We start from the raw sequence: 19,792 nt of genomic DNA on the forward strand, positions 1-19,792 counted from the left end.
CTATCTGGTCATTTCCATATCAAAACGCTGTATTGTGCGCTTTTTAAAGAAAATTAACAGCGACTAAAGCAATCAGTGCTGGAACTGCCTGAATATAAATAATCTTTTTACTGGCAGTCAGACCGCCATAAATACCTGCAATGAGTACACAGCCTAAAAAGAAATTGGCGATTGATGTCGCAAAAGGTGCATCTGCAAATAAAGACCAGAATAAACCCGCAGCCAAAAAGCCATTATAAAGACCTTGGTTTTGTGCCATCACTTTGGTGAGTTTTGCTTTTTCTGCATTATTTCCAAAGGCTTTCATGCCATAGGGCTTGTCCCACAAAAACATCTCTAACACTAAAATATAGACATGTAATATTGCAATTAAACCCACTAAAACTTGTCCGATCATACAATTTTCCTTTTTATTTTAAAGATATGAAAAAAGATCAGTCTCTCGACTGATCTTTTAATGTTTTACGGCTTTAACAATACTTTGCCTTGACGAGCACCTTGTGTTGCTCTTTGAGCAGCTGTTTTAATCTCATCAAAACTAAATACGCCTTCTACAGGAAGGATTAATTTTTTCTGAGTTGCCAGCGTTAATAACTCAACAATCAGTTCCTTTTTGCGTTCTGCTGGCATTTCTTTGTTGACCACACTCGCCCAGAAACCTTTTACAGTTGCTTGTTTAAAGATGAGATCACCAGATGAAATTTGCATGGTTTCACCTGTCATACTGCCAAACGAAACCAATAGGCTATTTTCACTAAGCAAGTTCAGCATTTCACCACTTGCACTTCCGCCAATCGAGTCCACACCAGCAATTAAAGGTTGGTCACCATGAAGCTGTTTAACTTGCTCTTTCCAGTTAGGCTGATCGGTTGCTACAACATGTTGAATGCCTAAAGCTTGCATCTCTGCAATTGCATCAGTACGACGAACTAAATTAATCACGGGTAAACCACGTGCCTGCGCAATCATGGCAACAGTTTTACCTACCGCACCATTCGCTGTATTTTGAATTAACCATTGACCCGGTTGAACATTTACAAAGTCCAACAGCATGAGGGCACTAATTGGCATACCGATCAGCTGTGCTGCTGTTTCGTCATCAATTTCATTATTTAACGGAATAAGCCCTTGAGCTGGTGCAATAAAGTATTCAGCCCAACTACCATGCACAGCTGCAACTGCAATACGTTGTCCTACCTGTACATGAGTAACGCCTTCACCCAGCGCATCTACAATACCAACAGCTTCACTACCACCAATAGCGGGTAAAGTAGGCTTGTAGCCATAGCTTCCACGTACCGTCCATACATCATGATTATGGATTGGAGACATGATTGTTTTAATACGAACTTCACCAGCTTTTGGTTCTGGCTTTGGCATATCCGCCTGCTCTAAAACGTCTACAGGTTCGCCAAAATTACCATGGATAATACTTCGCATGCTTTATTCCTCTATCGGTTTTAAGAGTTGTTGGGTCGTTTCTAAAGCTAGATGTAGATGTGCTTTGTCTTGCGACAATTTTGTGAGTAAAGCAGCACCTAACCATAACTGATACATGACTTGTGCAGTTTTTAAAGGATCAATATGTTTTGGAATTGACCCTTCTTGTTGGCCTTCTTTGAGGAGCAAAGCCAGACGCTGCGTTAATTTGTACACACCGTCATTGAGAATTTGGCGCATATCTTCCGATAAATCGGAAACCTCGGCTGCCAGTTTCACAATCAGGCAGTTTTCAGCCCAGCTACCATTTACTGGGTCATCAATCCATGCCTGCCATAACGCCATTAAACGGGCGTGGGCACTTTGCTCACTGTGCTGCCAAAGCTGTTCCATACGAACTTTATAGTTGGCCATGTATTGCTCTAGCAACGCACAGCCAAACGCCTCTTTCGAAGCAAAGTAGTGATAGAACGAACCTTTAGGTACGTCACAAGCCTTTAAGATTTCTTGTAAACCAACGCCGACAAACCCTTTGTGTAATACCAGCTCAAAACTGGTATCCAAAATGTGTTGTCGCGTGGTTTCACTTTTATTTAATCGTTTCATGCATACACAATACCCCACTATTAGACCAGTCGTCTAGTAAAATTATGTTGCTCATTAAAATTTGCTAAGAGTAGAAATCAAAAGAGAGGAATGTTAAAAATACAACCTGCTTAATTAAACAAATTTTGTCGATTGTCGTTTAACCGTCACAATTTGTCGCTTTAAATCATTTTGTACCACTTGAACAATTTTAAATCGTTATCATATATAGGGTCTGTTGTTTATAACCAGTCACACTGCACGAGACTGATCAATCAACACCTAAATTTTCATTAATACATAATTGAGATGTTTTATGAGCCAAAGTCATATCCGTATTCGAGGCGCACGTACCCATAATTTAAAAAATGTGTCTCTCGATATTCCACGCGATAAATTTGTGGTAATTACGGGGTTATCAGGTTCAGGAAAATCTTCTCTTGCCTTCGATACCCTCTATGCCGAAGGACAACGCCGCTACGTCGAATCACTTTCAGCGTATGCCCGTCAGTTTTTATCGCAAATGGAAAAGCCTGAAGTAGACTCGATTGAAGGTTTATCTCCAGCCATTGCGATTGAGCAAAAATCTACCAGTCATAACCCACGTTCAACCGTTGGTACCATTACTGAAATTTATGACTATTTACGCTTGCTCTATGCGCGTGTCGGTACACCGTACTGCCCTGAACACGACTTGCCGATGGTCGCGCAAACTGTTTCTGAAATGGTCGATGCAGTAAAAACACTTGAAGAAGGCACAGCACTGATGTTGCTTGCCCCTGTAGTTCGTGAACGTAAAGGTGAATACAGCAACTTGTTCGAACAACTACAAGGCCAAGGTTTTGTTCGTGCGCGTGTTGATGGTGAAATCATTGACATTGATACGCCGCCTGAACTCGATAAAAAGAAAAAGCACACCATTGAAGTTGTTGTTGACCGTTTTAAAGTACGCGAAGATTTAGGTAACCGTATTGCCGAATCATTTGAAACTGCATTACGTTTGGGCGGTGATATTGCGGTTTTGTCATGGATGAATGGCGAACACCCAGACCGTGTTTTTTCTGCAAAACACTCATGTCCTAAATGTGATCGTGCTGTGGCAGAACTTGAGCCTCGTTTATTTTCATTTAACAACCCATTTGGTGCCTGCCCTGTTTGTGACGGTTTAGGTACACGCAGTCATTTTAGCTCTGAAAAGCTCATTCCAAATCCTGAACTTGCGATTAGTGAAGGTGCAATTCGTGGTTGGGATCGTCAACGTCCATATTATTATTCGATGCTACAAAAAGTTGCCGACCATTTTGGTTTCCAACTTGATACGCCTTGGAACCAGTTAGATAAAGATACTCAAAAGAAATTTTTACAAGGTACGGGCAAAGAAAAAGTCGATTTAAGCTATATCGACGAACGTGGCCGTAAACATACTCGCGTACAGCCGTTTGAAGGAATTTTGCCACATCTTGAACGTCGTTACCGTGAAACTGAAAGTAACTATGTACGAGACGATTTAGCCCAATATTTATCGAATGCCGCTTGCGATGCCTGCGACGGTTCACGTCTAAATGAGATTTCACGCAACGTTCGAGTCAAAGATAAGACGATTGCACAAATCACCAAGATGTCGATTGGTGATGCTGAAAACTATTATCAAGATCTCAATCTTGAAGGCGCTAAAGGCGAAATTGCAGATAAAATCTTTAAAGAGATTCGCGAGCGTTTACACTTCCTCGTCAGTGTCGGCTTAAATTATCTCAGTCTCGCTCGTTCAGCAGAAACCTTGTCAGGCGGTGAAGCTCAGCGTATTCGTCTCGCTTCGCAAATTGGTGCAGGTTTGATGGGCGTGATGTATGTTCTAGATGAACCATCGATCGGTCTGCATCAACGTGATAATGATCGCCTACTACAAACCTTAATTCGCTTACGCGATCTCGGCAATACCGTGCTTGTGGTTGAGCATGACGAAGATGCGATTCGTGCTGCGGATCATATTATTGATATCGGACCTGGTGCAGGGATTCACGGCGGTGTCATTATCGGTGAAGGTAGCTATGACGAGATTGCAAGCAATAAAGACTCTCTTACAGGTCAATATCTTTCAGGCAGCCTAAAAATTGCGATACCTACGCAACGTACCCAATCGCCACGCCCAGATGAATTCATCAAACTCTCTGGTGCAAGTGGTCATAACCTACAGAATGTCGATCTCACCATTCCACTTGGCATCATGACCTGTGTGACTGGGGTTTCAGGGTCAGGTAAATCGACGCTAATTAACCGTACTTTGCTTCCATTGGCAGCCACACAACTCAATGGTGCAACTACATTAACAGCCGAGAAGTTCGACTCAATTGATGGCCTGCAACATCTAGATAAGGTTGTCGATATTGACCAAAGCCCGATTGGACGTACACCACGTTCTAATCCAGCTACCTATACGGGTCTATTTACGCCTATTCGTGAGTTATTTGCTCAAACGCCAGAGGCAAAAGCGCGTGGTTATAGCGCTGGTCGCTTCTCGTTTAACGTGAAAGGTGGACGTTGTGAAGCCTGTGAAGGCGATGGCATGATCAAAGTCGCGATGCATTTCTTACCTGATATGTATGTGCCTTGTGATGCTTGTCATGGCAAGCGTTATAACCGTGAAACTTTAGAAGTTGGTTATAAAGGCAAGAACATTTCAGACGTATTAGAAATGACCGTTGAAGATGCAGCTGAGTTTTTTAATGCAATTCCTGTGATTCATCGTCGTTTAGATACTTTAATGCAAGTAGGTCTGGGATATATTCGTTTAGGTCAAGCTGCAACGACACTTTCAGGCGGTGAAGCGCAACGCGTTAAATTAGCTCGAGAGTTAGCAAAACGTGATACGGGTAAAACCTTATATATCTTGGATGAGCCGACGACAGGCTTACATTTCCATGATATTGCCAAGCTACTCGACATTTTGTACGAGCTACGCAACAAGGGTAATACCATTGTGGTGATTGAGCATAACCTTGATGTGATTAAAACAGCGGACTGGGTTGTCGACTTGGGCCCTGAAGGTGGTTCAGGCGGTGGTATGATCATTGCGGAAGGCACACCTGAACAAGTGGCTGAGGTTGAGATTTCACATACTGGCCGTTTCTTAAAACCGATGTTGAAGTAATTTTCTGACTCCTTTTCTTCTAACTTCGTTCTTTAATGTGTGAGGTTAGAAGAAAATGGATAATAAATTCTTTAAGTCTTTGTCATTAAATGATTTTCAATAATATCCTGCATATATCTTTTTTTAAATTCTGATTCCTGACCAATTTTCTGTAGAACCCTTACAATTATTGAATCTATAGAATCATCTTCCCTTATTATTAAATATAATCTTTTTAAATACTGTATCAGGCTATCATTTCCCTCAATGAAAAAAGGTTCCTGATAAATTTCTTCAGTCAAATATTTAAACCATTCATCAAATGAAAATTTTCGTAACAGATCCTTATCATTTTCACTTTTAAAATTACCCCACTTTAAAAAATAAGACGCTATCTCACTTAAAGTTTTTTCTTCAATATAATTTTTAGCTAAATCATCAATATATGTATAAAAGATATTGTTTTCATTTCCCCATAGTTCCCGTTCTTTATTTGCACGAACAATAGAGTTTTTTAAATTCGAATCAATATGACTTAGGATCTTTGCTTTGAACTTTTCAGCTTTCGATTTATCAGCTAGATATTTCTTTATAATTTCATACATTGAGGCGGTATTATGAAAGCTTTCAAGTTTTACACACTCTTCAGCAAGGGAAGCAATATATTCCAAATCAGCTTCTTCTAACTTCAAATCATGACGTTTAGCAAAAATATCCCAAATTTTGTTTTTAATATTTTGGTTTTTCTGATATAAGTTCCGAATTAGCCAGCTCCTTTAATTCCAAAAAATCTATCTCATCTTTTTGATCAAACCATTTTTGAAATTCAATTAACCAATTATCATTGTGATTAAATGAATAAGAAACTTTTTGCAAGCTTTCATAAGTTTGTCTTTTCGTATTACTCCAATTTTCTTGTTGTTTTTCTGAGAAATATTTACAATCATCCCAAACATAATCAAGGCCTGAATAATCCTGAATTAAGTAGCCTTGCAGAATTCGAATTAGAATAATTTCTTTTGTTGAGTAGGCAACTTCTTTTGGGAACTCACCAAGAAAATATCTAAATAATTTAATTACTTTCTGGAAAAACCGAAAATTATGAATTTCTAATTTTTCAGCAAAATCTATCATCAAATTAATTAATTGCTCATCGATACCTTTAGTATTTTCCCGAATCAAAGGTTCAACAGAATTTAAGATTATCGTTTCATCAACTAACTTTTCTTTGTAATCACCATATTTTTTCTTATTTTCGGCCTCTGTTTTATCTTCATCTAAGATCAAAATAATCTGACAATTTTTTTCTAACTTTAGATAGTTTGCCAAGCCCATAACATCTTTAACATCTAATTTATTAGACATACGCTCAAAGTCATCAAAGCAAATGATGGCATCTTTGACTTGTGCAAACATTAAGCTATCAATCAACTTAACAGGTGCATTGATTCCTAATTGTGTAATACGAGTATCTTTAAAAATTGAAGGTAGGGTTTTAATCCATTTAGGAATTTCTATTGATGAGTGATAGCTTTCTATACTGCTATAAATCTGAGTTCTAAGATCGCTTAAGGATTCCAATCCAAAAAGTGATACATAAGCATATTTCCGATTGAATACATTATCTTTTTTATAAACTCGCTCATCAGATAATTGTTTATCTAAAAACTTTCTCCAAAAGAAAGTTTTGCCAATGCCCCAAGACCCAGTAATCGCAATGGCCGTACCAATTTTTTCATTTTTGATATTATTTTCTAATAATTCTTTTAATCTTTGTTCTTTATCTAATGTATTCATAATTTAGTATATTTCAAAATAATAGATACCTAATAAACCACAGATAATTTGATTTTTCAAAACAAGGCTCATAAAGGTTTGAATTACCCCTCAACTGCATTTCGCCCTCGGGCTTTAGCTCTTAATAGCGAACGGTCAGCTTTCTCTAAGAGTTCTATCCAACTCGCCGCTCCTATCGCAAAACCAATACTGACAGACACATGCAATTTTTCATCTGAACCTGATAAATCAATTTCTTGTAAAGAAATGGCAATCCGAATTTTTTCTGCCAAAAGGCGAGCATCTACAAATTGCACCTGCTCTAACAATATTAAAAATTCATCTCCGCCATAACGAACAATTAAATCTGAACTTCTTATATTTTGCTTTAATTGCTCAGCAATATTAACAATGACATGATCACCTACAATATGCCCATATTGGTCATTCACCTGTTTAAAACGATCAATATCTATAATCATTAAACAAGTCTGCGTAAATTTTTGAGGGTAACTTTCAACAATTTTTAAATATTCAGATAAAGCTAAACGGTTGGACACACCAGTTAATGGGTCTGTATTGGCTATATTCTTTAATTGAAATTCAAAAGCATCACGTTGTTGCAACATACGCTGTAATCGATCAATCGCCTCAAATAGAGAAAAAAATTCACCTTTTGTAGTTACATTCATCTCATCTGTGCAATGATCAGAACTATGCGATAAATCTAAAATTAAAGTCCTCGCTTTTATTAAAGGAGAAAACACCCTTCTTTGCGCATAATTAAGCGTAAGTAACGCGGTGGCTAGAGAAATTAAAGAAATTAATAACGTTAAGAGAAAATCATTTCGAGCAACTACATTCTCTTGAGTGGCAATTACAACACTTTCATCAAGAATATAACTTTGTAAATCAACCACGGTGGTAAATTTACCCACGATTGCTTCTGTCAATTGAGTGCCATTTAAATAATATGGCTCTCCCTTTTCGCTTTCGTCTAATAACTTTTCTACAATCGGAATACCCTTGTCTATAAATTCTGATTTCACTCGAGAATATAGCCGACGGTATTCTGGAGTCTTTGCCTGTTCAGGCTGCAAGGTATCAACCAAAATCCATAAATATCTAGACTGATGCTGAGTTTGTAGAGAACGCGCACGATTATTACTTGGAATTTCTTCATTAAAGCTCACAGGAGCAATAATATTAGATGCCATACGTCCGGCCTGATCTCGCATATCGGTCAGAACTATAATCAGCGTAAAGTAATTAGAAATACGGCTATCTTTACTTTTTAGCTGCAACATCAATTTTTGCAGTATTTCCCTACAATTATCCCATGCTCCAAACATCCCTAAAATGGCATTATCCATTTGGACGGAAGTTCTCGCTCCATATGGAATTTCACCATAATAGTCGACCACATGCCGAGCTTGTCTAAGGTTTTCTTTGAAGTTGGTTTGCAACTCATTTGCTAATGAAACATAACCTGCTTGTTTTAAGATAAGAATACTTGTATCAATTTGCGCATCGACAATTAAACGAAATTTTTTTAATTCTTGCTGATTCTTTAATAAATCATCAGGACTGCTCGACATCATTTTGTTGGCTGGAGCACGCTCCTTAGAAATTTTATAGGCAATATCGGCTACAGCTCTTAAACTTTTTATTTCGGCTAAGGCTTGTCTAGTTTTTATATAATCCTGATAGCTTCCCACAATGAGGGGAATCGCCATGAATAATAAGGACAAAATAATAATCAGCATAAAAAAGAACAGTCGATTACTAATGTGCTCTGAACGTAACCCTGACATTTCTAGCTGATACTCCGTAAATGTCCTGCCATTTTTACTACGATATAAATTAGGCTTAAATCCATCCTAGCATTTTAATAACTAGAATTTCATCAATAAACCCTTCATTTATCTTTTAATAATTATACGTTTCCTACATTTTAGTAAGCTTAAATAATAAAAGGGATCGAAAAATTAAATGATATTTATAAAAAAACTCTATTTTACAGATTAAAAAATTTTAGCAATGATAGTAAAACATATTTAGTTATCCTCTTGGATGCGCTTCTCCCAGCATCCACTGCCCAGCTTAAAGCTGGGTTCTTTTTGATCTATGATTTTTCAATAAATTTCATATAACTTTTCTTATAATTTTAAGATTTTCTTATAGATAAAAAAAAGCTCAACCTTGGGGAAAGCTGAGCTCGTAAAACCTGATGTGCTAAACACATCGTATCTTGGAAAGCACTTTAAATCCTAAAAACGTTAGGTAGTGAACTTTGCAATTGAATTATGTGACTTATCTCTACTTTTGTAAAGTCGATTAAATTAATCAGAATTTAAAATTTAATCGATTTTTCAACTTAAAATAGAGATTTCTTTTATCTTATTCACTTATATAATAATTAAAAATAGTTAAATTTTTTAGTTAAACTAATCTAAATATTGTTAACTATTCCTCAAAATATTACAAATTCGATAAGAAAACGATGATTTTTTATTCGCATTGTAAACAATATTATACTTTTGTTAATGTTAAAACCGATTAATATAATCTGTTTTTCCAATCACAATTGTAATAACTTTTAAACATTTACTTCTAAATTCCCTATGAAATATAATTATTAGCTTCTTGTAAATGTTCATTTTTTTATCAGGTTGACAATTTACTTTTCATTTGATTAGTTTTTCACCAATTTTAACATAAGTGTCAAATATCTTTAACATTCCTTTTTTTCATTATTGACTTCATAAATTGTTACAATACAATGGCCCCAGCTTTATCTCTTGTTATTGCTGGAAATGATTATGAAAAAACTTGGTTTAGCCACTGCTGTATTATTAGCCATGACCGGTGCTCATGCTTATCAATTTGAAGTTCAAGGTCAATCTGAATATGTTGACACAACTGCGAACGATAAAAACTTCACTGGTGACGTTGCTGGTACATTCTATTTAAAAAATGTTGATACCGCTAAAGGTCCATTAGCTGAAGCAGCTTTCTTGAATCAAGCTTCTAGCGTATCTTTAGGTTATAGCTACCAACAGTATGACCAAAACAATGGTTTAAACTACCACGTTGGTACATACGGCGTTAAAGGTGAGGCTTACGTTCCTACTCCTTACCTTCCTGTATATGCTAGCGCAACTTACAACCACACTGATGTTGATGGTAAAAACGCTATCTCTCATGATGACAACGGTGACCGTTATGCATTAGAAGTTGGTGCTATGTTGTTACCTAACTTCTTGATGACTGTTGGTTATACAAGTGTTGCTAACCAATTCGCTTTAGACAACTTTGGCATCATCAGCAACGGTATCTACTCTGCTGTAAACCAAACTGCTGCGATCAAAAATGACCAAGATGCTATTACTGCACGTGCTAAATATGTAGGTCCAATCGATGGAACTAACATGGCAATCGGTTTTGAAGCTGCTGGTGCTTTCGGTGAAGAAAACCAATACGGTTTAAAAACTGACCTTTACTTAACTCCTAAGTTAAGTGTTGGTGCATCTTTCGTGGGTAACGATGGCGTAGCTGACATCAAAGGTAATGAGCTTGGTGAATTCCGTCAAGCTTGGGGTGGTAACGTAAACTACTTCATTACTCCTGCTTTAGCAGTTGGTGCATCGTACATGAAAGCTGACGTTAAAAATGCGTCTACTAGCTACGATACACAAACTATCGGTTTAAATACTAAATTCCGTTTCTAATTTAATTTAGAAATCGAATTAAAAAAGGACTCTATTGAGTCCTTTTTTTATACCTAAATATTAGCTTCGTACAATATTTAAGAAATACAGATGACGTTCGTATTGATCAATAATGTCTTGAATTAAATCTTCTTGCGTCCAATCCATTACATCATAGTTCTGGCCACCTTCTCGTAAAAAGACTTCAGCCTGAAAATATTGCCCATCTTCTGCTTCTATACGCCCCATAAGAAAACTTGGTGGTAATGTTTCACGTGAAACAACTTTATAAATAAAATTAATTTCATTGTGATGGTCTACCCTAAGCTGCATACCATCTTCAAGCTGACTAATTGAAACTTCTAAATGACGGCGTTTCAACTCATGCTTAATATTTTCAAAAGCACGGCTTACCTGATTTTCAATATATTGCTTTACTTCGTCTTCACTATGAGGATAGTGCATGATTAATCCTAGACGCTGTTGCCAGCTTCGTGGATTATGAATAGCACGCGGTGTAATTCGTGCTTCTTGAATAGCCGTCATTTTAGTGACATCAAGATGCAATGCTTTGATTAATCCCCAGCTCATTAACAGCATGACGACAGTAAATGGTAATGCACTCATAATGATTGAGGACTGAAGTGCAGCCAACCCACCCACTAATAATAAAATAATGGCGAGTACAGCCATAAGCACTGTCCAGAACAGACGTTGCCAAGTCGGTGAGTTTTCTGTTTTTGCAGTTAAATAGTCAGTGACTAATGCACCTGAGTCAGCTGAGGTCACAAAAAATAAAACCACTAAAACAGTTGCCAAGACATTCATTACCCCAGAGAAAGGTAAATGATTTAGAAATTCAAATAATGCGACTGATGAATCTTGTTGAACCGCCTGAATTAAGGTGGTTTGATGCTCATGGATAATGCTAAATAACGCAGCATTTCCTAAAAAGCCCATCCAGATAATAGTAAAGCCTGTTGGGATAAGCAAAACCCCAACAATAAATTCTCGAATGGTACGACCACGTGACACGCGGGCAATAAACATTCCCACAAATGGTGACCACGAAATCCACCATGCCCAATACAAGATCGTCCAGCCCCCAATCCATCCATTTGGCTGATAGGCATATAAATTGAATGTCATGGTAAAAAGGTTAGAGAGGTATTGCCCAGTATTTTGAATAGTGGTTTGGAGTAAATAAATGCTAGGGCCGGCAATAAAAATAAATACTAAGAGAATTACAGCTAAAACTAAGTTTATTTCTGATAAACGTTTTACACCTTTATCCAGACCTAAAAATACGGATAAGGAAGCCAAAATACTCACGAAAATAATGAGTAGAACTTGAACATGAGTACTTTGCTCTACACCAAATAAATAATGCAAACCAGAATTGATCTGGGTTACCCCAAAGCCAAGAGATGTCGCGACACCAAATACAGTTCCAATCGTTGCAAAAATATCAATGCTATCGCCCAATGGGCCATAAATCTTTTTTCCAATCAGAGGATAAAGTGCGGAACGGGTCTTCAAAGGTAAATTATGTCTATAGGCAAAATAAGCTAAAGCCAGTCCGACTACAGCGTAAATCGCCCACGCATGTAACCCCCAGTGGAAAAAGGTTACTCTTAGTGCTTGCTGTGCTGCATCAATGGTTTGTGCCTCACCGCTTGGGGGGTTAACGTAATGCATGACGGGTTCAGCAACACCGAAGAACATCAAACCAATCCCCATCCCTGCTGTAAACAGCATGGCGAACCAGGACCCATTATTATAATCAGGCTGGCTATGATCAGGCCCTAATTTAATACGTCCAATCGATGAACAGGCGATATAAATCAATAAGATGAGAAAGAAAGCAACAGATAAAACATAAAACCAGCTAAATGAATCAGTGATCCATTGTTTTAATTGTTGCGTTAGAAGCTCAAAAGAACTCGGAGCAATCACCACTACTGCTAAAAACAAAACAATAATAATGACGGTACCAAAAAATACGTTAGGATTAACGTTTGCGAACCAACTGGACTGTTTGGAAGGCATAAATCCTCCATGTTATTTTAATGACGAGTGACAGGCTTAAATGCCAATAAGATATTCATAGAATGAACAAAGCTAAGGCTTTCAATAGAGAAAGCCGATAACACTCTAAATAAACTTAAAGAATATTGCAGTTACAAAGGTGTAAATAAATTAAAACACCTTCTACATTATTTATCTGAATTTTTTTTAGGGAGGTGGGTAATATATTGTAAAGCAATTAATCGAGTTACGATTAAAGTTAAATACATGACTCCACAGAACATTTGGAGCATGGCTAAAACACGCGCTGGTGGGCTCAGAGGCATTAAGTCAGATAAACCTGTAGCCGATTGCAAGCTAAAGCTGAGAAATAATAAATCTAGCCAAGTCTGTAAATGCTGAACATTATTTGGATTTTGAAAGCTAGACGGAAAAATAAGCTGACAAATGTTATATAAAAATGCAAAACCCCATGCAATAAGCGTAAAGACTGCTGCTGCTGCAAACAACTCATCTCTTGTTAAATACTGATCGGCAAACATATAACGAAATAAGCCATAAGCTGCTGAAAAGTAGGCTAGTGCTTCACAGCCATGTGCAAAAATCTGAACGTATAAATTGCTATAACCCAATAAAATAAATACCGAAGATATAATCGCCCCACTCACAAATGTTAACCCGAGAAAAGTAAACATTGGGGTTTGACGAATAACCTTGGCAATAATGAGTAAGGCAAGCACGCCTAAAGCCCATGTTAGGGTGCGGTAAAATACATCATGAAAAGTCAGCATGGCCAAAATGAGTAAGATAAATTGCACAAGCAGCAACCATGCAGAAGGTAGCAATCGAAAGCCCGCCCAGAACTCGATGATAGATCGCATTATTATTTTCCTTGTTTCATTATGCTTTTTGAGGTCTAGCAAATCATACTGTACACAAAACAGGGCAAACAAGTTGTTCTTTATTAATATCTAAGCCCTAAATTGAAAATTAAATAAGTATAAAAAAAGCCCCGTAGGGCTTTTTTAAGAATTAGCTAACAATATTGATCTTAGTGATCCGATGCACCAGATGCCCCAATACCTGTCATTGAACGAACATATTGAGCATCGAAAGCAGCACGCTCTTTTTTAGCACGTGCAGAGTTATCAGTCACCGAGAACAACCAGCAGCAAAGGAAAGACAACGGCATTGCGAATAATGCAGGGCCATTGAACGGGTTGATTGGTGTATCAGAGATTTTTAAAGTGTCTACCCAAACTGCTTTAGATAGCACAATCAATACTACTGCTGTTACAAGACCAACCACACCACCAATAACTGCGCCACGAGTCGTTAAACCTTTCCAGAACATTGAAAGAACAAGAACTGGGAAGTTTGCACAGCAAGCTACAGAGAATGCCAAGCCTACCATGAACGCTACGTTTTGCTTTTCAAACAAGATACCCAAGATCATGGCAAAAATAGCCAAACCAAGTGTCGCAATTTTTGACATGCGAAGCTCTGAAGCTGGAGTTGTTTGACCTTTTTTGAATACGTTAGCGTATAAGTCGTGAGAGATTGCAGATGCACCTGAAAGTGTTAACCCAGCAACAACAGCAAGAATGGTTGCGAATGCTACTGCTGAAATGAAGCCCATGAATAAGTCACCGCCTAAAGCGTCACTTAAATGCACGGCTGCCATATTGTTACCACCAACAAGCTCAAGTTTGCCTGTTACTGCCATTTTTGCAACATCAAGGAATTGCGGATTGTTTGATACGAAAAGAATCGCACCGAAACCAATAATGAAAGTTAAAAGGTAGAAGTAACCAATAAAACCTGTCGCAACCACAACTGATTTACGCGCTTCTTTCGCATCTTTTACTGTAAAGAAACGCATAAGAATGTGCGGTAAACCAGCTGTACCAAACATTAATGCCAAACCAAGAGACAAGGCATCAATCGGGTTTGCTGCAAGTTTACCTGGCCCCATAATTTTTGCAGCATCGGTCAAGCTTACATCATGCACTTTACTGAATACTTCAATTGATTGGGTAAACATGTTGCTGAAACTAAAGCCAACTCCTTTCATGACCATGAATGCCATGAAGGTTGCGCCACTGAGTAACATTACCGCTTTGATAATTTGTACCCATGTCGTTGCCAACATACCACCAAAGATTACATAGGCCATCATTAATAGACCAACGATGACTACAGCAATGTTGTAGTTCAAACCAAATAGTAATTTGATGAGCTGACCCGCACCTACCATTTGAGCAATCAAATAGAATGCCACAACAACAAGTGAACTGACCGCAGCTAAAGTACGTACTGGTTTTTCTTCAAGACGAAATGAAACCACATCTGAAAGGTTATATTTACCAAGGTTACGCAAACGTTCTGCAATTAAGAATAAAACGATTGGCCAACCTACCATGAACCCAAGCGAGTAAAGTAAGCCATCAAAGCCCGAACTAAACACAAGTGCAGAAATACCAAGGAAAGATGCAGCAGACATATAGTCACCCGCAATTGCCAGGCCATTCTGGAAACCGCTGATACCGCCACCTGCTGTATAGAAATCTTGTGTTGATTGAGTTTGTTTTGCAGCCCACTTAGTAATGAATAAAGTGAAACCAACAAAAATTAAGAACATGATGATGGCATGCCAGTTGGTTGCTTGTTGTTCAGCTTCTCCCAGATCTGGACTCGCCATAGCCACTGTTGAATATAGCGATGCTGCTGCCAATAAAGCTTTCGCCTTTAATGAATTCCATTTCATATTAGTGTAGTCCTTTCTCATGCGTGATGGCTTCAACTTCCTTCAACGCTTCTGCACTCAACTGGTCAAGGGTCCTATTTGCGATAAAAGAATACACGCCACACAGAAGGAAAGATAAAACGATAATTCCTAAACCTAGCGGGATTCCCCATGTCGTTACACCACCACTAAATGAACTCATCAAAAATTCTTTGTTGTAGCCTACAAGCAGCATAAAACCCACATAAAGAATTAACATAATGATTGTTAGTGTCCAACTTAATGCACTTTTTTTCTTGACCATCTTTTGAAACTTTGGATTGCGTAGAATCTGTTCTACTTGGTTCTGATCCATAACCAAACTCCTTGCCTGTGTCCAGCCTTGGCCACTTTTTTAATAGTAGTTTCTCAGGATTTAAGTTAGCAAAATTCCGTGTAATTCGTAACTTAGACTTTGGTCGTTAAAATTTAATCAATTTATAGCTTTGTTTCTGCTTGGGGTATGATAGGCACAAGGTTTTAATCATGTGAGTCATATGAACAGCTGGCTGATTATTGGGGTACTCACCCTTTATATCGCACTCTTATTTATTTGTGCTTTTTTTGGTGAAAAGCATGCCAGCCGTCTGAGTACACGTGGCCGCATGTTTTTATTCAGCTTAACCTTAGGTGTTTACTGCTCATCATGGACATTTTATGGCGCAACTGGAGCCGCTGTTCGCGAAGGCGTGATTTTCTTACCGATTTACTTAGGTCCACTCTTATTTGTCTGGTTCGGCTATGACATTTGGCGACGTTTAGGTCGAGTACGCCAACACCATGCTATTTCATCAATTGCCGACTTTATTGCTGCACGTTACGGAAAAAGTGGGGTATTGGCATCACTGGTTACCATTTTGGCCGTAATCGCGATTATCCCCTATCTGGCCCTACAGCTACGTGCGATTGCTTTAAGTACGTCTGTCATTATGGAACAGAATGCTCATATCCATACAACCACCAATAGTGTTTTGCTTTTAACTAGTGTACTGGCTATTTTGGCCATGATTTTTGGTACAAGGCAAATTGCCAATACCGAGCAACATGGCGGTCTCATGCTCGCTGTCGCATTTGAATCTTTTGTAAAATTATTCGCACTCATTTGCGTCGCTTTATTTTTTATTTTTGAAACACCAGCGAACCTAGTCCAAGTTACAGCCGATGTAAACCAAACCTTTCAGGAAGTTCAGTTGTTTGGAGTACCTGAAACATTCTGGATTCAGACCTTATTGGCAGGCTTAGCAATTATCTGCCTGCCACGTCAGTTTCATGTAGCAGTGGTCGAGCTGCGTGACGAAAAGCATATTCGCGGTGCGCGTAAATGGTTTGCGGTTTATCTCATTTTAACAATTTTAGCCATTATTCCGATCGCAAGCTGGGCGTTGCATGCAGCACCAAAGTTCTTGACTGTACCTGATGTTGCCGTGTTGTCATTACCCCTTAGCTATAACCAAGAAGGGCTGGCTTTACTGGCTTTTTTAGGTGGATTCTCTGCATCGACAGGCATGTTACTGGTTTCATCAGTTGCCCTGTCTATCATGCTAAGTAATGACTTAATTATGCCTGCGCTCTGGCGTTTTAAAGTGCTCTCGCGCCATGATAAGCATCTTCCTAAAGTTCTTAAGTTTAGTCGCCGTATTAGTATTGTTGCAGTGATGCTACTTGGCTTTTTATTCTTCCATTTCTTTAATGATATTAACCAGCTTTCAGTATTTGGTTTATTGGCTTTTAGTGCTGTGGCTCAATTTGCCCCTGCTCTTATTGGTGGTTTGTACTGGCGTGGTGGAAGTCGTCAGGGCGTATATGCGGGACTCATCATTGGATTTTTAATGTGGAGTTATACTTTACTATTTCCAACGATCTTACGTAGTTTGCCTGAAGCCTATCAGGAAGCGGCTCAGAGTATTTTGCTTTTTGGCCCTTTTGGAATCAATGCGCTACGTCCTGAATCATTATTTGGTTTTGAATCATTTGCACCACTTACACATGGTGTAATTTGGTCGCTTGGTTTAAATATTGTTTTATATATTTGGATTTCCAAACTCTACCGCCCAAGTGTGGCAGAGCAAATTCAGGCTGAAAGTTTCTTCTATTATGAAACAAAACCATTGCCATCACCGCACACCTCTACCGATTTAACCTATTTACCGCATGATGCAGCTCGTTTAAAAGTAGGTGATCTCTTTGCACTTGCCAAAAGAATTACTGGTGAGCAACCAACAACACAAGCCTTTGAAAATTTCTGTGAACAAAATCATTTAATTCTTAATGAAAATAGTATTGCGAATGGTATGTGGTGGCGGTTTACCGAGCAATATCTAGCCGGCATTATTGGAGCAGCCTCTGCACGTACTTTGCTCACTACAGCAATGATTAATAATGGTCTGGCTTTAGGCCAAGTTGCTAATATTTTGGACCAAGCCTCACAGTGGCAACGTTTTAACCAAAACCTGCTCATGACCATGATTGACCACATGACCCAAGGGGTAAGTGTAGTCGATAAAAATATGTGTCTGGTGGCGTGGAACAACCAATATTTAAAACTGTTTGGTTACCCTAAAGACTTAGTGTACGTTGGCTGTCCAATTGCAGACTTAATTCGTTATAACGCTGAACGCGGTGAATGTGGCCCTGGTTCAGTCGAAGAGCATGTACGCAAACGTTTGCACTGGATGAAAGTTGGAAGTGCTCATGAATTTGAACGAATCCGTAAAGATGGTCGGGTAATTCAAATGCGTGGTAATCCTATTTCAGGTGGAGGCTTTGTGACAACATTCGCCGACATTACTCCTTTCCGTACAAATGAGGCAATACTCGAAGCCCGTGTAAAAAACAGAACCCAGCAGCTTGCCGATGCATTAACCGAACAGCAACTTGCACGTGAACAAGCCGATATGGCAAATATGTCAAAAAGCCGCTTTATCGCTGCGGCAAGCCATGACTTATTACAGCCAATGCATGCAGCTCGCCTGTTTAGTACCGTTCTTGAACAGAGCATCGCAACCGAAGAAGACCGTCAGACTTTGCAACAACTTGATCGTGCTCTATATGGTGCAGAAAGCATGCTCTCTGCCCTACTCGATATTGCCCGCTTAGAAGGCGGCAGCATACAGCCAAAAAGACAACCTTATCCTTTGCATGATTTACTCAGCGATCTTGAACTACAGTTTAAATCGATTGCTGCTCAGCGAAATATTTCACTCAAAGTTCATGATGTATCTTTCTGGATTGACACAGATCCACAGTGGATTCGACGTATTATTCAGAACTTTGTCAGCAATGCTTTACGCTATACAGCAAAAGGCCGAGTAGTTGTGGGTGTTCTACGCTCGGCACAACAGTCGGGTCATATTCGTATTGGCGTGTGGGATACAGGTCCCGGAATTGCCGAAGAACAGAGAATTAAACTGTTTCAAGAATTTGAACGTTGTGGACATTTATCACCTTGGGGTGAACAAGGTCTAGGCTTAGGGCTTGCTATTGTGCAGCGTATGACAGGTTTGTTGAATTATCCTGTTCATGTCTACTCAGAGCTCAATAAAGGCTCATGCTTTATGATTGAAGTTCCAGTCGTAGAGGCGCCAAAAGTGATTACCCCAACCGTGCAGACAGTACCATTAAAAACTAAGGCCTACCGTATTTTATGTCTGGACAACGATGAAACTATTTTAGAAGGTATGAGTAGTTTACTAGGTAAATGGGGCTATCAGGTCTTTAAAGCCACCGAGCCAGAACAGGCGCTTGAGATTATTCAAAAGGAAAATATTCAAGTCTGGCTCATTGACCAACACTTGAATCACAACCAACTCGGCGTCGATTTTATTATGCAAAATCGACAGGACGATATTCCAGTTGCTTTAATTACCGCTGACTCTCATCCAGAGTTACCTCAGCAGCTTAAAGAGTTGAATATTGTTTTACTTAAGAAGCCGCTTAAACCAGCTTCATTAAGAGCTTGGTTATCTGGGCTTAAAATTGCCAGCACAGCAGACTAATGATTTGTCTCTCCCAAGCCTTTTATGGGTTTGGGAGAAATTGTTGGCAAAAATTAATGGCTGAATTTAAGCAAATAGGCAGAACTGCTCAAAAAGTCTACTTTTACCCAAGAAATAATTGACCAAACTTTCCAATGCCCCTTTTCCTATGGCAAAGCCCACCTTTTTTGTAAGTGAACACGTGTACACCTAGTTACAATTTAATAAGCTTATATTTTTTAAAAGAAAATAAAACATAAAACCCCATATAAAACTTTAGTCGTATATCACTTGCATTCTTCATGTTCCATAAATAATCGATGTGCATTTTATATGCTTCAAAATTTCGAAACCCATTTCTAATTTA

The 19,792-nt window shown here is 38.6% G+C and carries 11 protein-coding genes and 1 pseudogene; 3 read left to right on the forward strand and 9 right to left on the reverse strand.

Annotated elements, in window-relative coordinates; all coding sequences use genetic code 11:
• Positions 1–43: 43 nt before the first annotated feature.
• The 3 genes from BMW38_RS12095 to BMW38_RS12105 all read right to left on the reverse strand — a co-directional run bounded on the left by BMW38_RS12095 (position 44) and on the right by BMW38_RS12105 (position 2,046).
• A complete protein-coding gene (locus tag BMW38_RS12095) occupies positions 44–397 on the reverse strand; it encodes a DUF1304 domain-containing protein (RefSeq protein ID WP_092708384.1) in 354 nt (117 codons plus the stop codon).
• Positions 398–462: 65 nt separating this feature from the next.
• Complete coding sequence (locus tag BMW38_RS12100; RefSeq protein ID WP_056482219.1) at positions 463–1,440, reverse strand: zinc-binding dehydrogenase; 978 nt, start codon at positions 1,438–1,440, stop codon at positions 463–465.
• 3 nt (positions 1,441–1,443) lie between these two features.
• Positions 1,444–2,046 (reverse strand): TetR/AcrR family transcriptional regulator, encoded by a 603-nt coding sequence (locus tag BMW38_RS12105; protein ID WP_092708387.1) that lies wholly within the window; start codon positions 2,044–2,046, stop codon positions 1,444–1,446.
• Positions 2,047–2,341: 295 nt separating this feature from the next.
• Here BMW38_RS12105 and uvrA point away from each other — a divergent pair, with 295 nt between their 5' ends.
• Positions 2,342–5,173 (forward strand): excinuclease ABC subunit UvrA, encoded by a 2,832-nt coding sequence (gene uvrA / locus BMW38_RS12110; protein ID WP_092708390.1) that lies wholly within the window; start codon positions 2,342–2,344, stop codon positions 5,171–5,173.
• Positions 5,174–5,244: 71 nt separating this feature from the next.
• On the opposite strand, the pseudogene BMW38_RS12115 reads toward uvrA, so the two are convergent.
• Together BMW38_RS12115 and BMW38_RS12120 are read right to left on the reverse strand one after the other, a co-directional pair.
• Positions 5,245–6,949: pseudogene (locus BMW38_RS12115) on the reverse strand (KAP family P-loop domain protein).
• Positions 6,950–7,032: 83 nt separating this feature from the next.
• Positions 7,033–8,742, reverse strand: coding sequence for a GGDEF domain-containing protein (locus tag BMW38_RS12120; protein WP_092708393.1), 1,710 nt, complete (start codon positions 8,740–8,742; stop codon positions 7,033–7,035).
• Between the two features lie 1,008 nt (positions 8,743–9,750).
• Here BMW38_RS12120 and omp33-36 point away from each other — a divergent pair.
• Entirely contained in the window at positions 9,751–10,659 is a 909-nt protein-coding gene (gene omp33-36, locus BMW38_RS12125) for a porin Omp33-36 (RefSeq protein WP_092708396.1), read from the forward strand.
• A gap of 60 nt (positions 10,660–10,719) precedes the next feature.
• On the opposite strand, the gene betT is transcribed toward omp33-36, so the two are convergent.
• The 4 genes from betT to BMW38_RS12145 all read right to left on the reverse strand — a co-directional run bounded on the left by betT (position 10,720) and on the right by BMW38_RS12145 (position 15,767).
• The gene (betT, locus tag BMW38_RS12130; protein WP_092708399.1) at positions 10,720–12,687 is read right to left on the reverse strand and encodes a BCCT family transporter; all 1,968 of its coding nucleotides are present in this window, start codon (positions 12,685–12,687) and stop codon (positions 10,720–10,722) included.
• 167 nt (positions 12,688–12,854) lie between these two features.
• Positions 12,855–13,547, reverse strand: coding sequence for an ion channel (locus BMW38_RS12135; protein ID WP_213031152.1), 693 nt, complete (start codon positions 13,545–13,547; stop codon positions 12,855–12,857).
• Positions 13,548–13,717: 170 nt separating this feature from the next.
• A complete protein-coding gene (locus BMW38_RS12140) occupies positions 13,718–15,433 on the reverse strand; it encodes a cation acetate symporter (protein ID WP_092708402.1) in 1,716 nt (571 codons plus the stop codon).
• A 1-nt stretch (position 15,434) separates the two neighbouring features.
• Entirely contained in the window at positions 15,435–15,767 is a 333-nt protein-coding gene (locus tag BMW38_RS12145) for a DUF485 domain-containing protein (protein ID WP_092708405.1), read from the reverse strand.
• 181 nt (positions 15,768–15,948) lie between these two features.
• Here BMW38_RS12145 and BMW38_RS12150 point away from each other — a divergent pair, with 181 nt between their 5' ends.
• Positions 15,949–19,446, forward strand: coding sequence for a hybrid sensor histidine kinase/response regulator (locus BMW38_RS12150; RefSeq protein WP_092708408.1), 3,498 nt, complete (start codon positions 15,949–15,951; stop codon positions 19,444–19,446).
• Positions 19,447–19,792 lie beyond the last annotated feature (346 nt).

The organism is Acinetobacter sp. yr461, assembly GCF_900110445.1.
GTDB lineage: Bacteria > Pseudomonadota > Gammaproteobacteria > Pseudomonadales > Moraxellaceae > Acinetobacter > Acinetobacter calcoaceticus.